This is a genomic window from Pseudomonas sp. Irchel s3b2 (genome assembly GCF_900187445.1).
Taxonomy (GTDB): domain Bacteria; phylum Pseudomonadota; class Gammaproteobacteria; order Pseudomonadales; family Pseudomonadaceae; genus Aquipseudomonas.
In genome coordinates, this window is record NZ_FYEB01000007.1 from 82,324 (window position 1) to 103,089 (window position 20,766).

General features: G+C 58.7%; 18 protein-coding genes, 1 tRNA gene and 3 pseudogenes. 17 read left to right on the plus strand and 5 right to left on the minus strand.

The window, feature by feature from the left end:
• Window positions 1-363 (minus strand): annotated as a pseudogene (locus CKW20_RS29615) (hypothetical protein); the annotation flags it as partial.
• Window positions 364-703: 340 nt separating this feature from the next.
• Window positions 704-1,405, minus strand: coding sequence for a hypothetical protein (locus CKW20_RS16875; RefSeq protein WP_256585064.1), 702 nt, complete (start codon window positions 1,403-1,405; stop codon window positions 704-706).
• 405 nt (window positions 1,406-1,810) lie between these two features.
• Here CKW20_RS16875 and selA point away from each other — a divergent pair, with 405 nt between their 5' ends.
• The 14 genes from selA (at window position 1,811) to CKW20_RS16945 (ending at window position 15,915) form a co-directional block, all read left to right on the plus strand.
• Complete coding sequence (selA, locus tag CKW20_RS16880) at window positions 1,811-3,241, plus strand: L-seryl-tRNA(Sec) selenium transferase (RefSeq protein ID WP_095053946.1); 1,431 nt, start codon at window positions 1,811-1,813, stop codon at window positions 3,239-3,241.
• The gene (gene selB / locus CKW20_RS16885) at window positions 3,238-5,157 is read left to right on the plus strand and encodes a selenocysteine-specific translation elongation factor (RefSeq protein WP_095053947.1); all 1,920 of its coding nucleotides are present in this window, start codon (window positions 3,238-3,240) and stop codon (window positions 5,155-5,157) included. The genes selA and selB overlap by 4 nt, the downstream gene beginning before the upstream one ends.
• A gap of 6 nt (window positions 5,158-5,163) precedes the next feature.
• Window positions 5,164-5,259: transfer RNA gene (locus tag CKW20_RS16890), tRNA-Sec, on the plus strand.
• A gap of 661 nt (window positions 5,260-5,920) precedes the next feature.
• A complete protein-coding gene (locus CKW20_RS16895) occupies window positions 5,921-7,330 on the plus strand; it encodes a circularly permuted type 2 ATP-grasp protein (RefSeq protein ID WP_095053948.1) in 1,410 nt (469 codons plus the stop codon).
• Window positions 7,331-7,333: 3 nt separating this feature from the next.
• Window positions 7,334-8,284 (plus strand): alpha-E domain-containing protein, encoded by a 951-nt coding sequence (locus CKW20_RS16900; protein WP_095053949.1) that lies wholly within the window; start codon window positions 7,334-7,336, stop codon window positions 8,282-8,284.
• On the plus strand, window positions 8,281-9,078 hold the full coding sequence (locus CKW20_RS16905; protein WP_095053950.1) for a transglutaminase family protein: 798 nt from the start codon (window positions 8,281-8,283) through the stop codon (window positions 9,076-9,078). Before CKW20_RS16900 ends, CKW20_RS16905 begins: the two co-directional genes overlap by 4 nt.
• 84 nt (window positions 9,079-9,162) lie before the next feature.
• Window positions 9,163-9,900, plus strand: coding sequence for a proteasome-type protease (locus CKW20_RS16910; RefSeq protein WP_095053951.1), 738 nt, complete (start codon window positions 9,163-9,165; stop codon window positions 9,898-9,900).
• Window positions 9,901-10,134: 234 nt separating this feature from the next.
• On the plus strand, window positions 10,135-11,100 hold the full coding sequence (locus tag CKW20_RS16915; RefSeq protein ID WP_095053952.1) for a tripartite tricarboxylate transporter substrate binding protein: 966 nt from the start codon (window positions 10,135-10,137) through the stop codon (window positions 11,098-11,100).
• Between the two features lies 1 nt (window position 11,101).
• The gene (locus tag CKW20_RS16920; RefSeq protein ID WP_095053953.1) at window positions 11,102-11,593 is read left to right on the plus strand and encodes a tripartite tricarboxylate transporter TctB family protein; all 492 of its coding nucleotides are present in this window, start codon (window positions 11,102-11,104) and stop codon (window positions 11,591-11,593) included.
• Between the two features lie 24 nt (window positions 11,594-11,617).
• Window positions 11,618-13,126 carry a tripartite tricarboxylate transporter permease gene (locus CKW20_RS16925; RefSeq protein ID WP_095053954.1) on the plus strand — a complete coding sequence of 503 codons (1,509 nt, stop codon included), beginning with the start codon at window positions 11,618-11,620 and terminating at the stop codon, window positions 13,124-13,126.
• Between the two features lie 491 nt (window positions 13,127-13,617).
• Window positions 13,618-14,244: a hypothetical protein gene (locus CKW20_RS16930; protein WP_095054058.1), complete on the plus strand. Its 627-nt coding sequence runs from the start codon at window positions 13,618-13,620 to the stop codon at window positions 14,242-14,244.
• Complete coding sequence (locus tag CKW20_RS16935; RefSeq protein WP_176466913.1) at window positions 14,244-14,687, plus strand: phage holin family protein; 444 nt, start codon at window positions 14,244-14,246, stop codon at window positions 14,685-14,687. The genes CKW20_RS16930 and CKW20_RS16935 overlap by 1 nt, the downstream gene beginning before the upstream one ends.
• Window positions 14,684-15,514: a DUF3618 domain-containing protein gene (locus CKW20_RS16940; RefSeq protein ID WP_095053955.1), complete on the plus strand. Its 831-nt coding sequence runs from the start codon at window positions 14,684-14,686 to the stop codon at window positions 15,512-15,514. Before CKW20_RS16935 ends, CKW20_RS16940 begins: the two co-directional genes overlap by 4 nt.
• Window positions 15,515-15,630: 116 nt before the next feature.
• Window positions 15,631-15,915 (plus strand): hypothetical protein, encoded by a 285-nt coding sequence (locus tag CKW20_RS16945; protein ID WP_095053956.1) that lies wholly within the window; start codon window positions 15,631-15,633, stop codon window positions 15,913-15,915.
• 41 nt (window positions 15,916-15,956) lie between these two features.
• Here the strand turns inward: CKW20_RS16945 and CKW20_RS16950 are convergent, their stop codons facing one another.
• The gene (locus tag CKW20_RS16950; RefSeq protein WP_007900348.1) at window positions 15,957-16,514 is read right to left on the minus strand and encodes an ATP-dependent Clp protease proteolytic subunit; all 558 of its coding nucleotides are present in this window, start codon (window positions 16,512-16,514) and stop codon (window positions 15,957-15,959) included.
• A 287-nt stretch (window positions 16,515-16,801) separates the two neighbouring features.
• On the opposite strand from CKW20_RS16950, the pseudogene CKW20_RS29900 reads away from it, so the two are divergent.
• Window positions 16,802-16,960, plus strand: a pseudogene (locus CKW20_RS29900) (general stress protein); the annotation flags it as partial.
• 195 nt (window positions 16,961-17,155) lie between these two features.
• Here the strand turns inward: CKW20_RS29900 and CKW20_RS16960 are convergent.
• Window positions 17,156-18,088 (minus strand): annotated as a pseudogene (locus CKW20_RS16960) (LysR substrate-binding domain-containing protein).
• A 143-nt stretch (window positions 18,089-18,231) separates the two neighbouring features.
• On the opposite strand from CKW20_RS16960, the gene CKW20_RS16965 reads away from it, so the two are divergent.
• A complete protein-coding gene (locus CKW20_RS16965; RefSeq protein WP_095053958.1) occupies window positions 18,232-18,633 on the plus strand; it encodes a RidA family protein in 402 nt (133 codons plus the stop codon).
• Between the two features lie 115 nt (window positions 18,634-18,748).
• Entirely contained in the window at window positions 18,749-19,084 is a 336-nt protein-coding gene (locus CKW20_RS16970) for a hypothetical protein (protein ID WP_095053959.1), read from the plus strand.
• 108 nt (window positions 19,085-19,192) lie between these two features.
• On the opposite strand, the gene CKW20_RS16975 is transcribed toward CKW20_RS16970, so the two are convergent.
• Complete coding sequence (locus CKW20_RS16975; protein ID WP_052963281.1) at window positions 19,193-20,614, minus strand: amino acid permease; 1,422 nt, start codon at window positions 20,612-20,614, stop codon at window positions 19,193-19,195.
• Window positions 20,615-20,766 lie beyond the last annotated feature (152 nt).

Here is a 20,766-nt window from a genome sequence, read left to right on the forward strand (position 1 = left end):
CTGACATTGCCCTTGAAATGCCTGAATACCGGAGGCTGGAAAATCTGGACGGTCATCTGCAAGTGCGTCGTAAAAGGACAGGCTGGCAAAGTCACCGCCTAGGTCAGACCAGCGCGTTCCCCACTTCGCGTCGAGATTCAGTTTCAAGCTACTCAACTCCAACGGACAGCCGCCCGCGCGCGTCGTCAGCGGGATCTGAAACTCGGCCGTGCGCGGAATGCTTTGGAATTCACTGGTGAAAAACTTGCGGTTCGGCGCCACTTTTCCGCGTTGGCGCGGTGGCGCCTCACAGGTTTCGCCGCTGGCCGGCTCGTAATAGGCATCAGCCTTGACCCTGAAATCGGCCGGCACTTCGGCCTGCAAGGTAAAGCTCTCTGCCGGTGCAAAAACACAACCGCCAGCGGCAAGCGCCAGCGCAATGATTGCCAGGGCGCGAGCAAATGGCCGACTCGCGAAACTCGACGATGGACCGTTATTGAGAACTGGCTTATCCCGTTCCTGGAGTGCCGTCACTTGATGCTCCTGCCAACTGACCCCGTAAAAAACGAAGTATCAACAGAGGTATAGCCGTCATCCAGAACGGTTTGAGGGACCAGGAAACGTTTGGGACCGCGCCTACGCCAGTCTCTGAAATATCTGACATTTTCAGCCCTGTAATAACTGGAAGGGTTGTCTCGCTCCTGATGTGCCATATCTGATTTCCTTATTCAGTGCAGTTGGGGTAGACGGTGCACTCGCGCCCATCCGGCATTTTGAAAGACTTGAAATCTGTGGTGTTGCCGCGACAGAAGGCGTACGGATCTTCAAGGCTTTTACCCAAGCAGCGTTTCCAGCCTTGCGGAAAGCGAACCCAGTTGTCCCCCATGTAAGGCTCCTCTTTCTTTGCCATCCCGAACACCATCCTCACCGTCCTGCCCGGCAACTGATCGCGCTGCAATACCCCACCCGCCATGCGTTTCACCATCTGTCCATCCGCGTCGAGGGCCCGACAGTGCAGGATTTTTATGATCGCCCGCTCGGGTCCCACAGTGCGGAACAGCCACTGGCATTGCCCTTGAAATGCCTGAATACCGGAGGCTGGAAAATCTGGACGGTCATCTGCAAGTGCGTCGTAAAAGGACAGGCTGGCAAAGTCACCGCCTAGGTCAGACCAGCGCGTTCCCCACTTCGCGTCGAGATTCAGTTTCAAGCTACTCAACACCAACGGACAGCCACCCGCGCGCGTCGTCAGCGGGATCTGAAACTCGGCCGTGCGCGGAATGCTTTGGAATTCACTGGTGAAAAACTTGCGATTCGGCGCCACTTTTCCGCGTTGGCGCGGTGGCGCCTCACAGGTTTCGCCGCTGGCCGGCTCGTAATAGGCATCAGCCTTGACCCTGAAATCGGCCGGCACTTCGGCCTGCAAGGTAAAGCTCTCTGCCGGTGCAAAAACACAACCGCCAGCGGCAAGCGCCAGCGCAATGATTGCCAGGGCGCGAGCAAATGGCCGACTCGCGAAACTCGACGATGGACCGTTATTGAGAACTGGCTTATCCCGTTCCTGGAGTGCCGTCACTTGATGCTCCTGCCAACTGACCCCGTAAAAAACGAAGTATCAACAGAGGTATAGCCGTCATCCAGAACGGTTTGAGGGGCCAGGAAACGTTTGGGACCGCGCCTACGGCAGTCTCTGAAATATCTGACATTTGCAGCCATGCCGGAAAGATATGCAGATACCGATGCACCTGGAGCCAACTGAGCTTATCCCTTTGAGCAGTGAGCCCAGCGGCTACACTCAGAAGCGACGGTCTATCGCTTCCGGGAGCCTCTGATGCCCGCAACCTCCGCCAGCCAAACCCTGCGGCTGCCCTCCATCGACAGCTTATTGCGCCATCCCGCCTGCCAACCGCTGGCCGAGCGTTACGGGCATGACGCGCTGCTGACTGGCCTGCGGCAACTGCTCGATGACTTGCGCGAATCGGTGCACAAGGGCGAACTCAATGCCATTGAAATCGCCCCCGACGTATTGGCAGGCAGGGCGGGCGAGCGTCTGGCGATCCAGCATCGCTGCCAGGTCCGTCGGGTATTCAATCTCACCGGTACAGTGCTGCACACCAACCTCGGGCGCGCGTTATTGCCAGAGGAAGCCATTGCCGCCGTGGAACTGGCCGCCCGCTATCCGCTCAACCTGGAATTCGACCTGCACAGCGGCAAGCGCGGCGACCGGGACGACCTGATCGAAGGCCTGATCCGCGAGCTGACCGGTGCCGAGGCAGTGACCGTAGTCAACAACAACGCCGCCGCTGTGTTACTGACGCTCAACAGCCTGGGCGCGCGCAAGGAAGGCATCATTTCCCGTGGTGAACTGATCGAAATCGGCGGTGCCTTTCGCATACCCGACATCATGGCCCGCGCCGGGGTGCGGCTGCACGAAGTGGGCACCACCAACCGCACCCATGCCCAGGATTACGAGGCCGCCATCGGTCCGCGCAGTGGTCTGGTGATGCGTGTACATGCGAGCAATTACGCCATTGAAGGCTTCACCGCCCGGGTGCCGACGGCTGAATTGGCAGAACTGGCTCACCGCCACGGGCTGCCGCTGCTTGAAGACTTGGGCAGCGGCAGTCTGCTCGACCTGACTCGCTGGGGCCTGCCCGCCGAACCAACGGTGCGCCAGGCACTGCTCGATGGTGCAGACATCGTTACTTTCAGCGGTGACAAACTGCTCGGCGGTCCCCAGGCCGGGTTGATTGTCGGCCGCAAAGACCTGATCGCAAAGATCAAGAAGAATCCGCTCAAGCGTGCGCTGCGGGTCGACAAACTGACCCTCGCCGCCCTCGAAGCTGTATTGGCGCTGTACCGCAATCCTGATCGGTTGGCCGAGCGTCTGCCGAGTCTGCGCCTGCTGACCCGGCCTCAAGCCGACATTTTCGCCCAGGCCGAACGCCTGCAACCGTCACTGGCGCAGGTGTTGGGCGATGGCTGGAGCGTCAGCGCGGTGCCGGCGCTGGGCATGATCGGTAGCGGCAGCCAACCGGTGGCTCGACTGCCTAGTGCGGCGTTATGCCTGCGACCGACCGTTTCCAAACGCCTGCGTGGACGAACATTGCATGCCTTGGAAGCTGCAATGCGCGCATTGCCGATTCCCGTGCTCGGGCGCATCGACGGCGATGCGCTTTGGCTCGACGTGCGCCAACTGGACGACGAAGCCGCGTGGCTGGCGCAACTCGATCAATTGCAGGAGGAGGGCCGGGACGGGTGATTGTCGGCACGGCGGGGCACATCGATCACGGTAAAACCTCCTTGCTCCAGGCACTGACCGGCCAGGCCGGCGACCGTCGCCGGGAAGAACGCGAACGCGGCATGACCATTGACCTGGGCTATATCTACGCGGCGCTGGAACCGGGCGCCGCCCTGACCGGTTTTATCGACGTACCCGGCCATGAGCGCTTCACCCATAACATGCTGGCCGGGGCTCAGGGCATTGATCTGGTGTTGTTGGTGGTGGCGGCGGATGACGGTGTCATGCCCCAGACCCGTGAACACCTGGCGATTGTCGAGTTGCTGGGCATCCCTCGGGCACTGATCGCAATCAGCAAGTGCGACCGCGTCGATCCTGCTCGTGTGCAAACCGTCCGGGAACAGATCGAAACATTGCTGGCACCCGGTCCCTATGCCGACGCACGGAAAATCGCGCTGTCGAGTGTGACCGGCGAGGGGATCGAGACACTGCGTCAGTCTTTGCTGAATGCACAACATGAGGTGCTTCAACGCAGCGCCAGCGGCGGTTTTCGCCTGGCGATTGACCGGGCCTTCAGTGTGGCCGGTGCCGGTATCGTGGTGACCGGCACCGCATTGTCCGGCCAAATTGCTGTGGGCGATACGCTGATCTTGAGTCCGCTGGGCAAACCGGTGCGGGTGCGCGGCTTGCACGCACAGAATCAGGCGGCTGACAGCGCAACGGCCGGGCAGCGAGTCGCGCTGAACCTGAGCGCCGACCGTTTGGCTCTGGAGCAGATTCACCGGGGCCAATGGCTGTTGGCCGAATGGCTGCACGCGCCGACCCAGCGTCTGGATATCGAGATGACCTTGTTGGCCACTGAAGCGCGAAGCTTCGAGCACTTTCAGCCAGTGCATGTGCATCTCGGTACTCAGGACGTGACCGGGCGAGTGGCGTTGCTGGAAGGCGCCAGCCTCGCGCCGGGTGAGCAGATGTTCGCGCAACTGCTGGTGAACGCGCCGGTGCTGGCGGTGAAGGGCGACCGCTTGATCCTGCGCGACCAAAGCGCTCAACGCACCCTCGGCGGTGGCCGCGTGCTCGACCCGTTCCCCCCGGCCCGACACCGCCGCAGCCCCGAGCGACTGACGCAGCTACAGACGCTGGCCACTACGAACAGCCTGGAAGACGCACTGCCGGCGCTGCTGGCCAACAGCGATACCGGGCTCGACCCGCAACGTCTGGAGCGCCAGTTCAATCGTCCGCGTGAAACTTGGGAGCTGCCCGACGACGTGCGGTTGATCGATACGCGGCAGGGGCCGTTGCTGTTCAGCGCGGTGCGCTGGGAAGCCCTGAAGGCGCCACTGCTGGAACACCTCGCACGCTTTCATCAACTCGAACCGGATCAAATGGGACCGGACAGGGATCGCCTGCGTCGCTTCGCTGGCACAGCGCTGGACCGGCCGACCTTTATCAGCCTGCTCGACGAATTACTGGCCAGCGGTGCGATCGTCGCCAGCGGCCCCTGGCTGCATTTGCCCGATCATCAAGTGCGGTTGAGCGAGGATGACGAAGTCCTCTGGCAGCAATTGCAGCCGCTGTTCGAACAGGCGGGTTTCGATCCGCCATGGGTGCGTGATATGGCTAAAGCGACGGGCCATGAAGAGGCCGCTGTGCGCCTGCTGCTGCGCAAGATGGCGCGCTTGGGGCTGGTGCATCAAGTGGTTCGTGATCTGTTTTACACCGACACGCTGCTGCGCCGATTGGCGGCTATGCTGGTGCAACTGACAAGCGACAATCCGGTGATTCAGGTCACGGCGTTTCGCGATGCCGTGGGCCTGGGGCGCAAGCGCAGCATTCAGATTCTTGAATACTTCGACCGGGTCGGCCTGACCCGACGCTTTGGCGATCGGCGCCACCTCCGGCTCGACAATGCACTGGCTCAACAGACAACAGACTGAGTTCAAGGAAGGCAATCGCGCCCGGTGGCGCGGCCGGGCTTCAAACCCGGTTGGGGACGGCATCCGTTCCCGGGCAGGTTCGACTCCGGCTGCCTTCCGCCATTTTTTCTCGCGATATTCCTTTGCATCACTACTTGGCATTTTCGTGTCGTATGAAATCATTTGGTGCATTTTGTTGAGCATTAATAGTGCGCCAAACATTAACCGACGCACCAAGCAGTGCGCTCTGTATTACAAGGGCAATAAAAAGTAATGAGTAGAAATTTCCCGCTTATAGGGCAAAAAACGTACATGAGTTGCTAATCGCACCATTTTTGTTCGCTCCAGAATTGGGCAAGTTACAAGTGGAGGAAATGTTTATATAGTTTTGTCGATTTCAGTCTCAAAAATGAAAACAAATGTCGCTCAGGTGTTTTTCTCGCGACGACTTTGGTTATTTGTTCCTGATGGCAATAGTGGGCATAGCCCTTGCAAAAGTGCTTTCAAACCACCGCAGTGTGGTTTTAAACGAAAAAGGATAACGGGGAACGTTATAAATTGGGGCGCCAGACATCAAACCGCAAAGGCCAGACCTCTGGCGTCGGAACGCGTCAAGCGATTGCCGAAATCATAAGGAATTTAATTCCGAATGTAACAGGAAGTTAACGACGCACACTGAGGTGCTCAACAGAAACAGTACTCACTAAAACAACGTAAGGCCTGAATGTATTGAAATAGCGAAGTGATAAGAAAATGCCGTCTGTATCGCGGCAAGGAGTAGGGTATGTCCCGAGCTTTTTTTAACGAAATGTATGATGCGAGTGGTGGCTGCCGCCCACATTACCAGGAGTTCGCGCGTTGGTTGGCGGACACACCTCTGGAGTTGCTGGATCAACGTCGTCGCGAAGCCGACCTGTTGTTCCACCGAGCCGGCATCACCTTCACCTTATACGGGGACGAGCAGGGCACCGAGCGGTTGATTCCGTTCGACATCATTCCACGCAGCATCAAGGCCAGCGAATGGCAAACGGTCGAGCGTGGCTGCATTCAGCGGGTCCAGGCCTTGAACATGTTCCTGGCCGACATTTACCACAGCCAACACATCCTCAAGGAGGGCATCATCCCGGCCGAACAGGTCCTGGCGAACGAGGGTTATCAGGTCGCCATGCAGGGCCTGAATCTGCATCGCGGCATCTATGCCCACATCTCCGGCGTCGATCTGGTCCGCGACGGCGACGGCAGTTACTACGTACTGGAAGACAATCTGCGTACCCCCAGCGGCGTCAGCTACATGCTCGAAGACCGCAAGATGATGATGCGGTTATTCCCTGAACTCTTCGCCGCCCAGCGTGTGGCGCCCATCGATCACTACCCCAACCTGCTGCTGGACACCCTCAAGAGCTCCAGCCCCCTGGACAATCCCACTGCCGTGGTGCTGACCCCGGGTCGCTTCAACAGTGCTTACTTCGAACACGCGTTCCTGGCCCGTGAAATGGGTGTGGAGCTGGTGGAAGGTGCCGATCTGTTTGTCCGCGACGATCATGTCTACATGCGCACCACCGCTGGCCCTAGACAGGTGGATGTGATCTATCGCCGTCTCGACGATGCGTTCCTCGATCCGCTGTCCTTCAACCCGGACTCCATGCTCGGTGTGCCCGGCCTGATTGCCGCTTACCGCTCGGGCAATGTGGTGCTGGCGAACGCCGTCGGCACCGGTGTGGCCGACGACAAATCGATCTATCCCTATGTCGACGACATGATCCGCTTCTACCTCAGCGAGGAACCGATCCTCAAGAACGTGCCGACCTGGCAATGTCGCAAACCCGAAGAGCTGTCCCATGTGCTGGCGCATCTGCCCGAACTGGTGGTCAAGGAAACCCAAGGTTCCGGCGGCTACGGGATGCTCGTCGGCCCGGCCGCCACGGCGGCGGAAATCGAGGACTTCCGCCGGCGTCTCAAGGCCCGCCCTGAAGCCTATATCGCCCAACCGACGTTGTGTCTGTCGACGTGCCCGACTTTCGTCGAAAACGGCATCGCTCCACGCCACATTGACCTGCGCCCGTTTGTGCTATCGGGCAGTGAAACCCGTCTGGTGCCCGGTGGCCTGACCCGCGTGGCATTGCGCGAAGGCTCGCTGGTGGTGAACTCGTCTCAGGGCGGCGGCACCAAAGACACTTGGGTAGTGGAGGACTAAGACATGCTTTCAAGAACCGCTTCGGACCTCTACTGGATGTCCCGTTACCTGGAGCGCGCCGAAAACCTGGCGCGCATGCTCGAAGTCAGTTACTCGTTGTCGCTGATGCCCCACGCCGGGCGCACCGACGGCCGCGCCGAGCTGGCGATGTCGCTATTGGCCGCCGGCACGCTGGACGACTACAACGAACGCTACGGCGAACTCAACACTGAGCACATGCTGCATTTCTTTGCGCTGGATGAAACCAACCCCGGCAGTATCTATTGCTGCTTGCAAGCTGCGCGGGCCAACGCGCACGCGGTGCGAGGACGCATCACCGCCGACATGTGGGAGAACATCAACGCCACCTGGCTGGAAATGCGCAACATCGCCAGCAACGGTCTGGGCCGTTACGGCATCAGCCATTTCTGTGAATGGGTCAAGGAGCGCTCGCATCTATTCCGCGGGGCGACCTCGGGCACGATCATGCGCAACGATGCCTATAGCTTTATTCGTCTGGGCACTTTCCTCGAACGCGCCGACAACACCCTGCGCCTACTGGATGCGCGCTATGAAATGTTCGGCGAAGAGTCGGAGGAGGTCAGTGATAACTCGGCCCGCGGCTACTACCAGTGGAGCGCGTTGTTGCGGGCGCTGTCGTCGTTCGAGGCATTCAACGAGATCTACCGCAATGCGCCCTGCGCCAAGCAGGTTTCCGAGATGCTGCTGTTGCGCGCCAACGTGCCGCGCTCGCTGCACGCCTGCGTCGAGGAGCTAGACCAAATCCTCGCCAGCCTGCCGGGCAATAACGGCCGGCCGGCCCAGCGCCTGGCTGCAGAACTGAATGCGCGGCTGCGTTATACCGGGATCGACGAGATTCTCGGCTTGGGTCTGCACCTGTGGCTGACTGATTTCATCTCCCAGGTTCGCCATCTCGGTCAGACCGTTCACGAGTCCTATCTGGAGGTCGTATGAAACTGTCCATACGCCACGACACCACTTACAGCTACGCCGACGAAGTCTGCACCAGCATCCAGTTCCTGCGTTTGACGCCCAAGAACACCGAGCGCCAGCACATTCTTGAATGGCACCTGGAGCTGCCGCGCCTGGTGCGCAGCCAGGTCGATCCTTACGGCAACGTCCTGCATGTATTGACGATGGACGAGCCTCACGGCGCCCTGGTACTGACTGCCTATGGTCAGGTTGAAATCGATCAGACGATGGACGTGGAGCACGACACTCAGTCGCCGCTGCCGTTCTTGCGCACCAGCCATCTGACCAAGGCCGATGACGCCCTTAACGCCTTTGCCTTGCAACACTGCGGCACGCGGCGTGACCGGGCGGTGCTGATCGACTTGATGAATGGCCTGGCCGAGCACATGGTCTACAGCCCGGGCGCGACCACCGTGGACACCACCGCCGCGCAAGCCTTTGCCGAGGGGGGCGGCGTCTGTCAGGACCACACTCACGCCTTCCTGGCGTGCGCCCGCAGCCTGGGTATCCCGGCGCGTTATGTCTCCGGCTACCTGTGCACCGAAGATGAAAGCCATCTGGCCAGCCACGCTTGGGCCGAAGCCTGGCTCGACGATGGCTGGTACAGCTTCGACGTAACCAACCGACTGGCCCGGCCCGAGCGCCATTTGAAACTGGCAGTGGGCCTCGACTACCTCGACGCCTGCCCGGTGCGCGGAATGCGTCGCGGGGGCGGGGCCGAGTCGATGCTGGCGCGGGTACAGGTGACATCCCTGTTTCAGATGCAGCACCAGTAGACCTCACTCGCGGCATTCACAGTCACCGGCCATACCCTCATGGACAGGGTATGGCCGTTCATTCCAAATTCATGAGTTCACCAAATGACTTACTGCGTCGCTATGCACCTGGCCGACGGGCTGGTGTTCATCTCCGACTCACGGACCAATGCGGGCATTGATCAGATTTCAACGTTCCGTAAGTTGTTTATTTTCAGCACGCCTGGAGAGCGGCTGATCGTGTTGCAAACTGCGGGCAACCTGGCCACGTCGCAATCGGTGGTCAACCTGCTCAAGCAACGGGCGAGCGGGGCGGGTATCCATCTGTTGAATGTCCGCACGCTGTATGACGCCACGGTGCTGGTGGCCGAAACCATTCGCGAAGTCGTCACCCGGGATCGCACCAAATTGGCAGGCAAGACCGATTTGAGTTGCTCCTTTCTGGTCGGCGGGCAGATCGCGGACGGGTCCATGGACGTGTACAGCATTTACCCGCAAGGCAACTTCATTCAAGCGACTGAAGACACGCCGTTCCTGCAGCTGGGCGAAAGCAAATACGGCAGGCCGATCCTGGATCGCAACCTGAAGTTTCGCACCTCGCTCGACGAAGGGCTGCGCTGCGGGTTGATTTCGTTCGACTCGACCATGCACAGCAACCTGTCGGTGGGCATGCCCCTGGACCTGCTGGTGTACAGGAAAGACAGTTTTACCCGAGCAAAAAGTTATCGCATCGCCCCTGACGACCCTTACTTCATTGATATCCGCAAACAGTGGGCCGCCGGATTGCGTGACATGCTCGCCGCACTGCCTGAGCCTCCCGACGCCTATAAAATGTTGGGCTAACGATTCACCTCTTGTTCAAGCACCGCCCTGATTCAAGGGGCGGTTTGCTTGTTGCTGGCCGACTTCAGGCACGCAAGCAAAGAAGTTTCGGGTCTGCGCGACCAACAAACACAACTATGACCTACGCTTATTCCCAGACGCATGTTCAACGAGCAGGGGCTACGCCTGGCTCCTACTGGCATCAGGGCTTGCCCCTGATCCAAAACAACAAGAACAGCTATCCGGAGACGACTCATGTTTGCATTGGCCCGTCGATTCAGCAGCAACCTCGCCGTTTTAGTTACCGCCGCCGCGCTCGCCTCACCGGTTTTTGCGCTGGACACCGTCAAGTTCATGGCCCCGGGTTCGGTCGGCGGTGGTTATGACCAGACTGCACGCGTCCTGGGCAAAGCCATGGTCGAGGCGAAAACGGCAAAGTCCGCGACCTTCGAGAACAAGGGCGGCGCCGGTGGCACCTTGGGGTTGGCGCAATTTGCCAATGGCACCAAGGGCGACCCAAATGCCCTGATCGTCGTCGGTGCGATCATGGTCGCGGCCATCGAGCAGAACAAACCGCAAATCACCTTGAAGGATGTGACGCCGATCGCCCGGTTGTTCACCGAATACAACGTGATTGCCGTGCGTGACGACTCCCCGTACAAAACCCTGGACGACCTGCTCAAAGACTTCAAAGCCAACCCGTCCAATATCAAGTTTGGTGGCGGCTCCAAGGGGTCGATCGACCACATTGGCATCGCCGAACTGGCGAGCAAAATGGACGTCCCCGTCAACAAGGTGAATTACGTCGCCTTCGCCGGTGGCGGCGAAGTCGTCGCCGCGACGCTGGGGGGCCACATTACGGTGATCACCGGCGGCTACGCCGAACTGGCCAAATACGTCCAGTCCAAGCAATTCCGCTTGCTCGCCATCGGCGCGCCCAACCGCGTTGAAGGCATCGATGCACCGACCCTCAAAGAGGCTGGCTACGACGTGACGATCGGTAACTGGCGTGGCGTATACGGCGCAGCAGGCCTGACGCCTGAGCAGCGCAAAGAACTGACCGAAGCCGTCTTGACCGCGACCAAAAGCAACGTATGGCAAGAAAACGTAAAAACCAATGCATGGTCACCGAGCATTCTGACCGGGGATGACTTTGGCAAATTCGTCGAGGAAGAACATGGGCGCCTGCGCGCGATGCTGGTCAAGGTCGGGCTGCTTTGAGATGGCCGGGCGCTGGAAAGTCATGCCGGCCCAACTGGCGATTGCCATAGGTGTAGTCGCCATCAGCGCGGTATTGGCGTTCGGCGCCTCGCGATTTCCTCCCGAAATGGGCTTCGTCATCATGGCGGCCTACGTTTACCCCTACGCCGTCGCGGTGTTTCTGGGCGCCGTCGGTCTGTTGATGTGCTATCAGGCGCTCACCGGTGGTTTTCGCAACCTTGCCGATGACCACGAGACCACCCAGGCTCAGCCCGGCGGCAAGGCCGGGGCGACCTGGGTCACGGCAGGGCTGGTGGGGGTTGCCTTGCTCATTACCTACATCGGTTTCGTATTGGCCGCCTCATTGCTGTTTGCCTGTTCGGCACGCGGTTTTGGCAGTCGCAGCCCGGTGCGGGACTTGGCCATCGGCATCGCCCTGACCTTGCCGATTTACTGGCTGTTCACTGCCGGGCTAGGGGTTTCCCTTCCGCCCTTGATCAACGCCTGGATCTGATCCGGGCCGAAGGAGGTCGACAAGGTGGACATTCTCTCGAGTCTGGCAAGCGGCTTCGGCGCCGCGTTGGCGCCGATCAATCTGATGTGGGGGTTTATTGGCTGCCTGCTGGGTACCGCGATCGGTGTTTTGCCGGGGATCGGGCCGGCGCTGACCGTCGCCTTGCTGCTGCCGATTACCGCCAAGGTCGATCCTACCGGGGCGCTGATCATGTTCGCCGGCATCTATTACGGCGCTCAGTTTGGCGGCTCGACCACCTCGATCCTGCTCAACACCCCCGGGGAGTCGTCCTCCATGGTCACGGCCCTGGAAGGCAACCTCATGGCGCGCAATGGACGGGCAGGCCCGGCCTTGGCGACGGCCGCTATCGGTTCATTCGTGGCCGGGACCATCGCGACGATTTTGCTGACCCTGTTCGCTCCACTCGTTGCCACACTGGCGCTGAAGTTCGGTCCTGCGGAGTATTTCGCGATTCTGGTGCTGGCCTTCACCACCGTATCAGCGGTACTCGGTTCATCGATGTTGCGCGGCTTTGCCTCATTGGGGATCGGGCTGACCATCGGCTTGATCGGCCTGGACTCGACCTCAGGCATTGCCCGCTACACCTTGGCTGTTCCCGAGCTGGTCGATGGCATCGAAGTCGTGCTGGTGGCTGTCGGCTTGTTTGCCGTCGGTGAAGCTTTGTACAGCGTGCTCTACCAGAAGGAAGAAACGTCCAGCCGACACCGCTTGACCTCGCTGTGGATGACCCGCGCCGACTGGAAACGCTCGGTTCCCGCGTGGTTGCGGGGCACCTTGATCGGCTTTCCCTTTGGCTCGATTCCGGCCGGTGGCGCGGAAATTCCGACGTTCCTGTCGTATTCGACCGAACGCAAACTCAGCAAGTACCCGAAAGAATTTGCCGCCAGCAAAGGCGAGGGCGCCATCGAGGGTGTCGCTGGCCCCGAGGCGGCCAACAACGCGAGCGCCACCGGTTCGCTGGTGCCGTTGCTGACCCTGGGCATCCCGACCTCCGCCACGGCGGCGATTCTGTTGGCCGCGTTCCAGAACTACAACCTGCAACCGGGGCCGCTGCTGTTCCAGACCTCGGGCGAACTGGTCTGGACGCTGGTGGCCTCGCTGTACATCGGCAACGCCATCCTGCTGGTGTTGAACCTGCCGTTGGTGGGCCTGTGGGTCAAGCTCCTGCAAATCCCCCGGCCGTACCTGAACGCCGGCATTCTAGTGTTCGCGACCATCGGCGTGTACGGCATGCGCCACTCAACGTTCGACCTGTTTCTGATGCTGGGCATCGGCTGGGCAGGGGTGTTAATGCGGCGCTTCGATTTCCCCGTCGCCCCGGTGATTGTGGGCATGCTGCTGGGCCCGATGGCGGAAAAACAACTGCGCAACGCCTTGTCCATCAGCCAGGGCGACTGGATGATATTTGTGACGCAACCGATTGCGGCGTCGGTTCTGGTGCTGACGCTGTTGGTGTTGCTGGTTCCATACCTGCTGCATAAACGCGGCATCAAATTGCATGAGGATGATTGAGATCGTTCCCATGCGCAGCAAAGGAATGCCTCAACGGACGCTCCGCGTTCGGCTCCGGAAGGGACGCAGAGCGTCCCGGGCTGCATTCCCACGCAGAGCGTGGGAACGATCATCGAGCTACCCACAAAATCGCTGGCATATACACATAACGTGTTCACAGATAATCCAGTGTGGGAGCGAGCCTGCTCGCGATGGGCCAGCACATCTCAGCATTGCACTTGCTGACTCTCCAACCTTACACACAACCTGCACGCCGGAATCGGACTTGCAGGAGCCAGGCTTGCCGGCGAAGGCGTACTTGAGAGCACCTTCGCCGCCAAACCTGGTGCCTACAAAAAGCGCTCATTCGCACTGATCGGCTGAAGGCCTTTCGCTCACTTCATCATCTGCTTGGAACTCCCTGCCAGACGCCTCGTCATCTGCAATGAAGCACCACCGCGGGCATGCCGCGGCCACTTCCTGACGTGTTCATTACGAAGGCGAGGGATGACATGACTATTCCAGACAGCAGAACCGGACAACCGGATGCCCCTCGGGATCCCGCAGGCTCCGAACAAAACTTTCAGCATATAAAGGAGGAGGTTACCGAAGCGATAGGCGGTGCCCGGCATCAGGCCGATGAGCAATTCGGCCAGTACCGCGATACCGCAGCGGATCAGATTGAAGCATTGGCCAGAGGCGCCCAATCGGTCGTTTCCGAGATCAGGACGAACGATACGTTTGGGATGTCCGACTACCTGGCGAACATGGCCGACAGCATGAGCAGCCTGGCGGGAAAACTGCGCAGCAAAAGTGCCGAAGAGCTTTTGCACGATGGCGCTGATCTGGCACGCGACAATCCGGGGTTGTTCATTGTCGGCAGCATCGCGGTGGGGTTCGGTCTGTCGCGGTTCCTGAAAGCGGGCACGGCCACACTACCGACAACGACCGCCCAGAGCAGCACACCCACGTTCAGTGGCGATGGCTCGCAAGGACTTTATGAAACGTCGATGCCGCACGGAGGCGATCTGTCGCCCGGGTTGGCCACCGGCATTACGCCGTCCTCGCCGAGCGCGCCCGACCATCGTGGCGATGGTTCCTCAATGCCGGGGTCCAGCCCCTTCTCAGGAGAACGGTGATGAACAGAGACAATCCAGAACTGCAACGCACCCCACCCGTCACACCGTATGTCACGACGGTTGATCATGACGCTTCCGTGGTCGGTTTATTGCGGCAGTTAGCCCGCGAAGTCCCGGCGTTATTCACCAAGGAGCTGGCGTTGGCCAAGGTGGAATTGCAGGCCAGCCTGACGACATTGAAAGCAGGGATTGCCGGGGTCGCCGGTGGCGCCATTGTGTTGCTCGCCGGGTTCATCATGCTGCTGATGGCTGTGGTCTATGCCTTGAGCCTGGTGATGGCGCCCTGGCTGGCTGCGCTGATTGTCGGCGTCGTGGTGATGGTCATCGGGTTCGTGATGTTGCAGGCAGGCAAAAAACAATTCGAGCCTTCCCACTTCAAGCCTGATCGCACCCTGGACGCGTTGAACAAAGACCAGGAAGCCTTGCGGAGGAAAGTGTCATGAACCGCGAATTCGAAACCGAAGCGGCCAAGAGCCCGGAAACCATCGAGCGAGAAATCGATGCGCAACGGGAGAACATCGGGCATATCGTCGACGCGCTGGAAAGCAAATTTACCCCCGGCCAGATGTTCGATCAGGCGCTGTTGCTGATGCAAAGCAACGGCTCGACTTTCATGACCAATCTGGGCACCAGTGTGCGCAACAACCCCGTGCCTGCGGTGCTGACCTCGGTCGGGCTGATGTGGTTGATGATGAGTCAGAATCGGCCACCGACGCCCAGGGAATATCGCGTCGAACCGGAGCAGGATATCGACTGGACCGATGACTTGGGCGAAGGGCTCTCCGATAGTCTGGACAGCGCCCGTCAGCGTCTTCACACCACCACCGATTCGCTCAAGGACAGCTATCAGGCGGTCAAGGGTAAGGCGGCTCACCTGGGCGACAGCCTGCACGCGACGACCGATCACCTCAGTCGCACGGTCCATGACACCAGTGATCGCCTGGCGCGCAGGACTCATGAAATGGGCGACCAGTTCAGTCATCTGCTCAAGGAGCAACCACTGATGATGGCTGCGGTCGGTGTAGCGGTGGGAGCATTGTTGGGTGCGGCGCTACCGACCACTGCGACGGAACGCCGTTATCTGGGCAGGACCAGCGCAAACCTCACTGGCAAGGTCAAACAGCAAGCACGGGAGGGCTATGAGGCGGTGCGCGAAAAGGTAATGGAAACCACGGAGTCCCACGGCTCAATCGCGGGAGAAACGGGCGAGATGCGCAAGACCGTGTCCGAAACCCCAGCCGATCTGTCGCGTGGCTTGGGGACTTCTTGACAGGTATCAGGGCAAGGCGGGAGGTCTGAGGCATAGACCTTCCGTCGAGCCCGGTTTGTCGATGCCTTGAAACAGGCAGGGCCGCCAAGATCAGACACGATGACGAGGTACACATCATGATTGATGAATCCACAGGAATGACCCCCGGCGTGCGCTACGAAATCGAGAATCGGGAAAGGGTAGAACCGTTTGCCGGTTTTTTTCTGGATGGCAAGTATTACCTTACGCCCGAACTGCAAACGGCCATCGGTTGGCTTGAGGGCAACCGCTTTATCTACGATGAACTTGATCCCGAGGGTGAGCCGGTTTTCAAGGACCGCGTAGCCGGCACTATCAGGGACTTGAAACTCACGTTGAGTGACGGAATGACGCTGGAGATTCACCCCGTTCCTGGCACCTGACTCAGCGATAACGAAAAACTTGGGGCCGTCTCGAACATGCGTCAACCGCCACTGATTTTCCAGTGTTTGACGTTATCGGCAAACACCATCTGATGCATTTCGTGGGCGATTCCGTAGGCCAGGGATTCATGCGCCGCGATTACTTTCTCTTCCGCTGAAAGGCAATGGAAAATATCCAGTTTGGTATCCGCGTGGGCAGTTTCCAGGGCAAAGATTTGCACGTAGCGCGCGAGGTCGTTATCCAGGCTCGAGAGGTATTCGCGCAAACGTTGATGGTCGACCGAGCTTTGGCTGAAGTACCAATTCATGGGGTGAATCAGAAACCGCGAATGGGGCGCGGTGATACGTCGCCCGGCGGCCAGATACATAATGATGCCCATCGACTCGATATTGCCGGCATTAATCGCGCACAGCGGCACCGGCAGGGATTTAAGGAAGGTGTAGAGGGCGAAGCCAAAGTTGGTGCTGCCGCCGCTGGTGGAGAGATTCAGCAGTAAGGAGGAGGCGCCCTGGTCGATGGCGTCGAGGCAGCAGTCCCTGAAGCGTTCCATCGTGCCCTGATCAATCTGGCAATGAAAGTGGACGATGTGCTCTGTCATCGACGGACCTCCACACAGGATAAATTAGAGAGCTGATAGTTCAGCGTAACTGCTTGAATGATGCCAGACCTCAACGCGCTTTTCTTTGATGAATTTGTATAAGCGCAAGCCATTTTTATACTCGTTTGATTCACCCCATTAGTCGCCGCGTCAGGAGTTTTCTGGAACTAATCATCCCAATCCGCCTGTCGCAAGAACGATGGATCAGTTCAAACTTTCAACCGCAGAAACCCTCGGAATTAGGACGGGCCGACAAAGGTTCGTGAATAACAATGAGGAGAACGAAAATGGCTAACACCGGAAACAAGAACCCAGGCAATTTTGCCAATGACCCTCAAAAAGCCTCCGAAGCTGGCAAAAAAGGCGGGCAGTCGGGCGGCGGGATGATGAACGATCCGCAACGTACCTCCGAAGCCGGCAAAAAAGGTGGACAGGCCTCTGGTGGACGTCAATCCAGCGATACCAATCGTCCCGGCAGCGGACAGGGAGCAGGGCGCCAAGGCAACTTTGTCGAAGACAGAGAGAAAATGTCTGACGCAGACAAGAAAGGAGGAGGGCAAACTCCCGGCGGTGGGCGTAAACCCTGATGCCGTGTGAAATACATCAAGCCCCGCTTCTAGCGGGGCTTGGTTTTATCCAAGTCAGGGACCTGACGCCTCACGAATCATGATAGGCGCATGCTGTGCCATCAGCTCAGCGACCCAATCAATGAATACGCGCAACTTGAAGCTGATATGCCGGTTCGGCGGAAAAGCCACGTAGATAGGCATCGGATCGAGGTGCCAATCCTCGAACAAACGGACCAACTCGCCGCGCGCTTCGTATGGCTTGGACATGTAGTTTGGCAGCCAAAGAATTCAGAGGCCAGCCAGCCCGGCCGCGATGTAGGCGTTGCCATCGTCAACCGCCAACACATAGCGCCCCTTGATATGGACACTCTCGCTGTTGCTGTGCATGGCATAAGGCAAGGCTTTGCCTGTGCGTGCCCACAGGAAACCGACGACACGATGATGCGAATCTTCCAGCTCTTGCGGATGCGACGGCGTACCCATGCGTTCCAGGTAGCTCGGCGCCGCATAAACGCCCAACTGGAGTTCGCCTACCCGCCGAGCCATCAGAGACTGATCGGTTAGTTCGCCGCCGCGCACGACGCAATCCACGTTCTCACCAATCATGTCCACGATGCGATCGCTCACGCCCATGTCGATCTGGATGTCAGGGTATCGAGCATGAAACGCAGGCAACGCCGGTACCAGAATCATGCTGGCCAACGGGCTGGGCACATCCACTCGCAGTCGGCCCCGGGGCAGGGCCGAGGCGCTGGACAGGCTGGTCTCGGCATCGTCCATGTCGGCTAGCAGTCGTATCACGCGTTCGTAATAGACGGCGCCATCGGCGGTTACGTTGACCTTGCGCGTCGTGCGGTTGAGCAATTTGACGCGTAACCGGGCCTCCAACTGCTGCACCAGTTGCGTCACGCTCGTCTTGCTCATATGCAGTGTCTCGGCCGCTTTGGTGAAGCTGCCCGTTTCCACCACCCGAGCAAATGCCAGCATCGCATCGAAACGGTCCATTTCTGCCCCGGAGATCTATTGGATTGTTTGGGTTTTACAAACAGTGATGGCTACAGTTGCTCGTTTATCGGGCAGGCACAAGTCCTTAAAGTCCCTTCATCATTAATTGCGGGTCGTCTTTGACCCGTTGCTGGAGGCACTGTATGACAACGCGTGATGTTGTTTTTCCGCCCGGACGCCAAGCGCTTTATGAGCGCAATCGCTATTCGCCGGCTATCCGGTCCAATGGCTTTTTATTCGTTTCGGGGCAAGTCGGTAGCAACGAAGACGGCTCACCCGAGCCAGAACTGGAGACTCAGGTTCGGCTTGCGTTCAACAATCTGAACGCGATCCTGGGATCTGCCGGTTGCACCTTCGACGACGTGATTGACATAACGGTCTTCATCGTCGATCCGCAAGAGAAGTTCGAAACGATCTGGAAGGTTGTGCCGGAGTTCTGGGGTAACGCACCCCACCCGACGTTAACTGCTGTCGGGGTCACGTGGCTGTATGGCTTTGAGTTCGAGATCAAGGTGATTGCCAAGCTTCCTGAAAACCAGCGATAGCGCGCGCAACTATCGGTTCCGGTAATAGTGACCATCAAGAAACGCCAGTTCTGCTTTGTCGGGCAAAGTCGGAAAATCGCCTCCATCGAAGACGCTACTCAAGGAACTGGCGCAAATGAAGACATTGACCCGACTGGCTGTTGTCGCCCTGCTGCTGACCGGTTGCGCCTCCGCACCGAACGACCCGACGCTGACTTTTCAGACGAAAAAAACGCCTGCCGAGTACGCCGACTGCGTGGTGCCGAAGTTGCAGGGCAGCGCACTGAACCCGACGGTCTCGCAAACCCAGCGCAGCTACCGGATCGTGGTGCCGAGCAAAGTCGCGGCAGACAACGTTCTCGAAGCCTACAAAGCCCCGAATGGCGGCAAGGTGTTTTTGTATGAGCGCCACTTGCTGGCGTCGAACTTCATGCCTTCGAGTTTCGAACGTGCCGCGCAGGAATGCCTGTAACCGCTTTTAAAAATGCTCCTCTGGTTGGCCGCAACCAACCCATTTTTTGTCCCGCGACTCATTCGGTCGCGGGACTTTTTTTGCGTGCAGGTTTTGGTGGGCAATGGATCATTCTTTGAGAAGTGACCCGGCCGCGTGACTGGCCTGGTTCCTGCCCCTGAAATGCGAGAGTTGGTAGGCGATTGCCAACCAAATGAACCATGCAGGCATCACACACAGGGCAAGGCGGGTGTCTGGCCGAAGGGCAAGCAGGCACAGCACAAACGCGAGAAATGCGAGGGAGAACCACGCCATCGGCACGCCCCCAGGCATTTTGTACCGAGATTGCGCATGAAGATCGGGTCTTGCTTTGCGATAAGCGATGTAGGACGCCAGGATGGTCGACCAGGTAAAGATCACCAGGATGGCCGACACGGTCGACACGATGGTAAAGGCGGTCATGACTTCAGGGATGATGAACAGCAGCAGCACCCCCAGCAGCATCAGAAAGGTCGTGAAGGCCAGGCTGATGAGCGGAACACTGTTTTTCGATAACCGTCTGAAGATACCGGGTGCACTGCCAAGGTCAGCCAGGCCGAACAACATGCGGCTGGATGAGAAGACGCCGCTGTTGGCGGATGACGCCGCAGAGGTCAGCACCACAAAGTTCACAATGCCGGCTGCCGCTGGAAAACCCGCGATCAGGAACAGTTCGACAAAAGGACTTTTGTTGGGCGATACCTGCTGCCATGAGGTCACCGCGATGATGCAGACCAGGGACAGAACATAAAAAAGGATGATCCTGAGCGGTATGGAATTGATGGCTTTGGGCAGCGTCTTTTCGGGCGACTTGGTTTCGGCGGCCGCGGTGCCGATTAATTCCGTGCCCGCGAACGAAAAGATCGCCATCTGAAAGCCAGCGAAGAAGCCGAACAGGCCGTTGGGGAAAGCGGCCTGCTTGTCCAGCAGGTGCGTCAGGGAAGCCGTGACTCCCGTGGGTGAGACGAAGGAGCTGGCAATCAGCAGCACACTGACGGAGATCAGCGCGACGACGGCGATTATCTTGATGATCGCGAACCAGAATTCAACCTCGCCGAACAATTTGACGGTGAGCACATTCAAGGCGAATAGCGTGAGCATCATGCCGATGGCGGGGATCCAGGCCGGTACATCAGGGAACCAGTATTGAAAGAAACCCCCAACGACCACTGCATCTCCCACAACGGCCACGCTCCAGCTCAACCAGTATGACCATCCGAGAAAGAAGGCCGCACGAGGGCCGAGGTAGGCCCCGGCAAAGTCAGCAAAGCTTTTGAAGTTCAGGTTAGATAAAAGCAGCTCTCCCATGGCACGCATGACGAAGTAAACAAAAAGACCGATGATCATATAAATAAGTATGATCGAGGTACCGGACAGGGCGATGATCTTGCCGGACCCCATGAATAGCCCCGTACCAATGGCGCCGCCCATGGCCATTAGTTGAATGTGGCGATTGCTGAGCGTGCGCTGCAATGCGGGTTGTTCAGTTATTTCATGCGTATCTGATTTCATCACAAAACCTCTTGATTTTATGTTTTTTGAGTTTTGGCAGAGAAATAGTGTGTGTATTTTATTGTTGTAAGTTCGCCATTGCGCCTTGTAGGTCAGGACAGTGGTTCAAACGCTTGCAGTACCGGTTAATCAGTAAGGTATTCGTGACTCGC

Coding starts and splice junctions, on each gene's coding strand:
- selA (WP_095053946.1), top strand. CDS start 1,811: ATGCCCGCAACCTCCGCCAGCCAAACCCTGCGGCTGCCCTCCATCGAC.
- CKW20_RS16970 (WP_095053959.1), top strand. CDS start 18,749: ATGAAGACATTGACCCGACTGGCTGTTGTCGCCCTGCTGCTGACCGGT.
- CKW20_RS16915 (WP_095053952.1), top strand. CDS start 10,135: ATGTTTGCATTGGCCCGTCGATTCAGCAGCAACCTCGCCGTTTTAGTT.
- CKW20_RS16975 (WP_052963281.1), bottom strand. CDS start 20,614: ATGAAATCAGATACGCATGAAATAACTGAACAACCCGCATTGCAGCGC.
- CKW20_RS16945 (WP_095053956.1), top strand. CDS start 15,631: ATGATTGATGAATCCACAGGAATGACCCCCGGCGTGCGCTACGAAATC.
- CKW20_RS16930 (WP_095054058.1), top strand. CDS start 13,618: ATGACTATTCCAGACAGCAGAACCGGACAACCGGATGCCCCTCGGGAT.
- CKW20_RS16965 (WP_095053958.1), top strand. CDS start 18,232: ATGACAACGCGTGATGTTGTTTTTCCGCCCGGACGCCAAGCGCTTTAT.
- CKW20_RS16895 (WP_095053948.1), top strand. CDS start 5,921: ATGTCCCGAGCTTTTTTTAACGAAATGTATGATGCGAGTGGTGGCTGC.
- CKW20_RS16935 (WP_176466913.1), top strand. CDS start 14,244: ATGAACAGAGACAATCCAGAACTGCAACGCACCCCACCCGTCACACCG.
- CKW20_RS16900 (WP_095053949.1), top strand. CDS start 7,334: ATGCTTTCAAGAACCGCTTCGGACCTCTACTGGATGTCCCGTTACCTG.
- CKW20_RS16910 (WP_095053951.1), top strand. CDS start 9,163: ATGACTTACTGCGTCGCTATGCACCTGGCCGACGGGCTGGTGTTCATC.
- CKW20_RS16940 (WP_095053955.1), top strand. CDS start 14,684: ATGAACCGCGAATTCGAAACCGAAGCGGCCAAGAGCCCGGAAACCATC.
- CKW20_RS16905 (WP_095053950.1), top strand. CDS start 8,281: ATGAAACTGTCCATACGCCACGACACCACTTACAGCTACGCCGACGAA.
- CKW20_RS16950 (WP_007900348.1), bottom strand. CDS start 16,514: ATGACAGAGCACATCGTCCACTTTCATTGCCAGATTGATCAGGGCACG.
- CKW20_RS16920 (WP_095053953.1), top strand. CDS start 11,102: ATGGCCGGGCGCTGGAAAGTCATGCCGGCCCAACTGGCGATTGCCATA.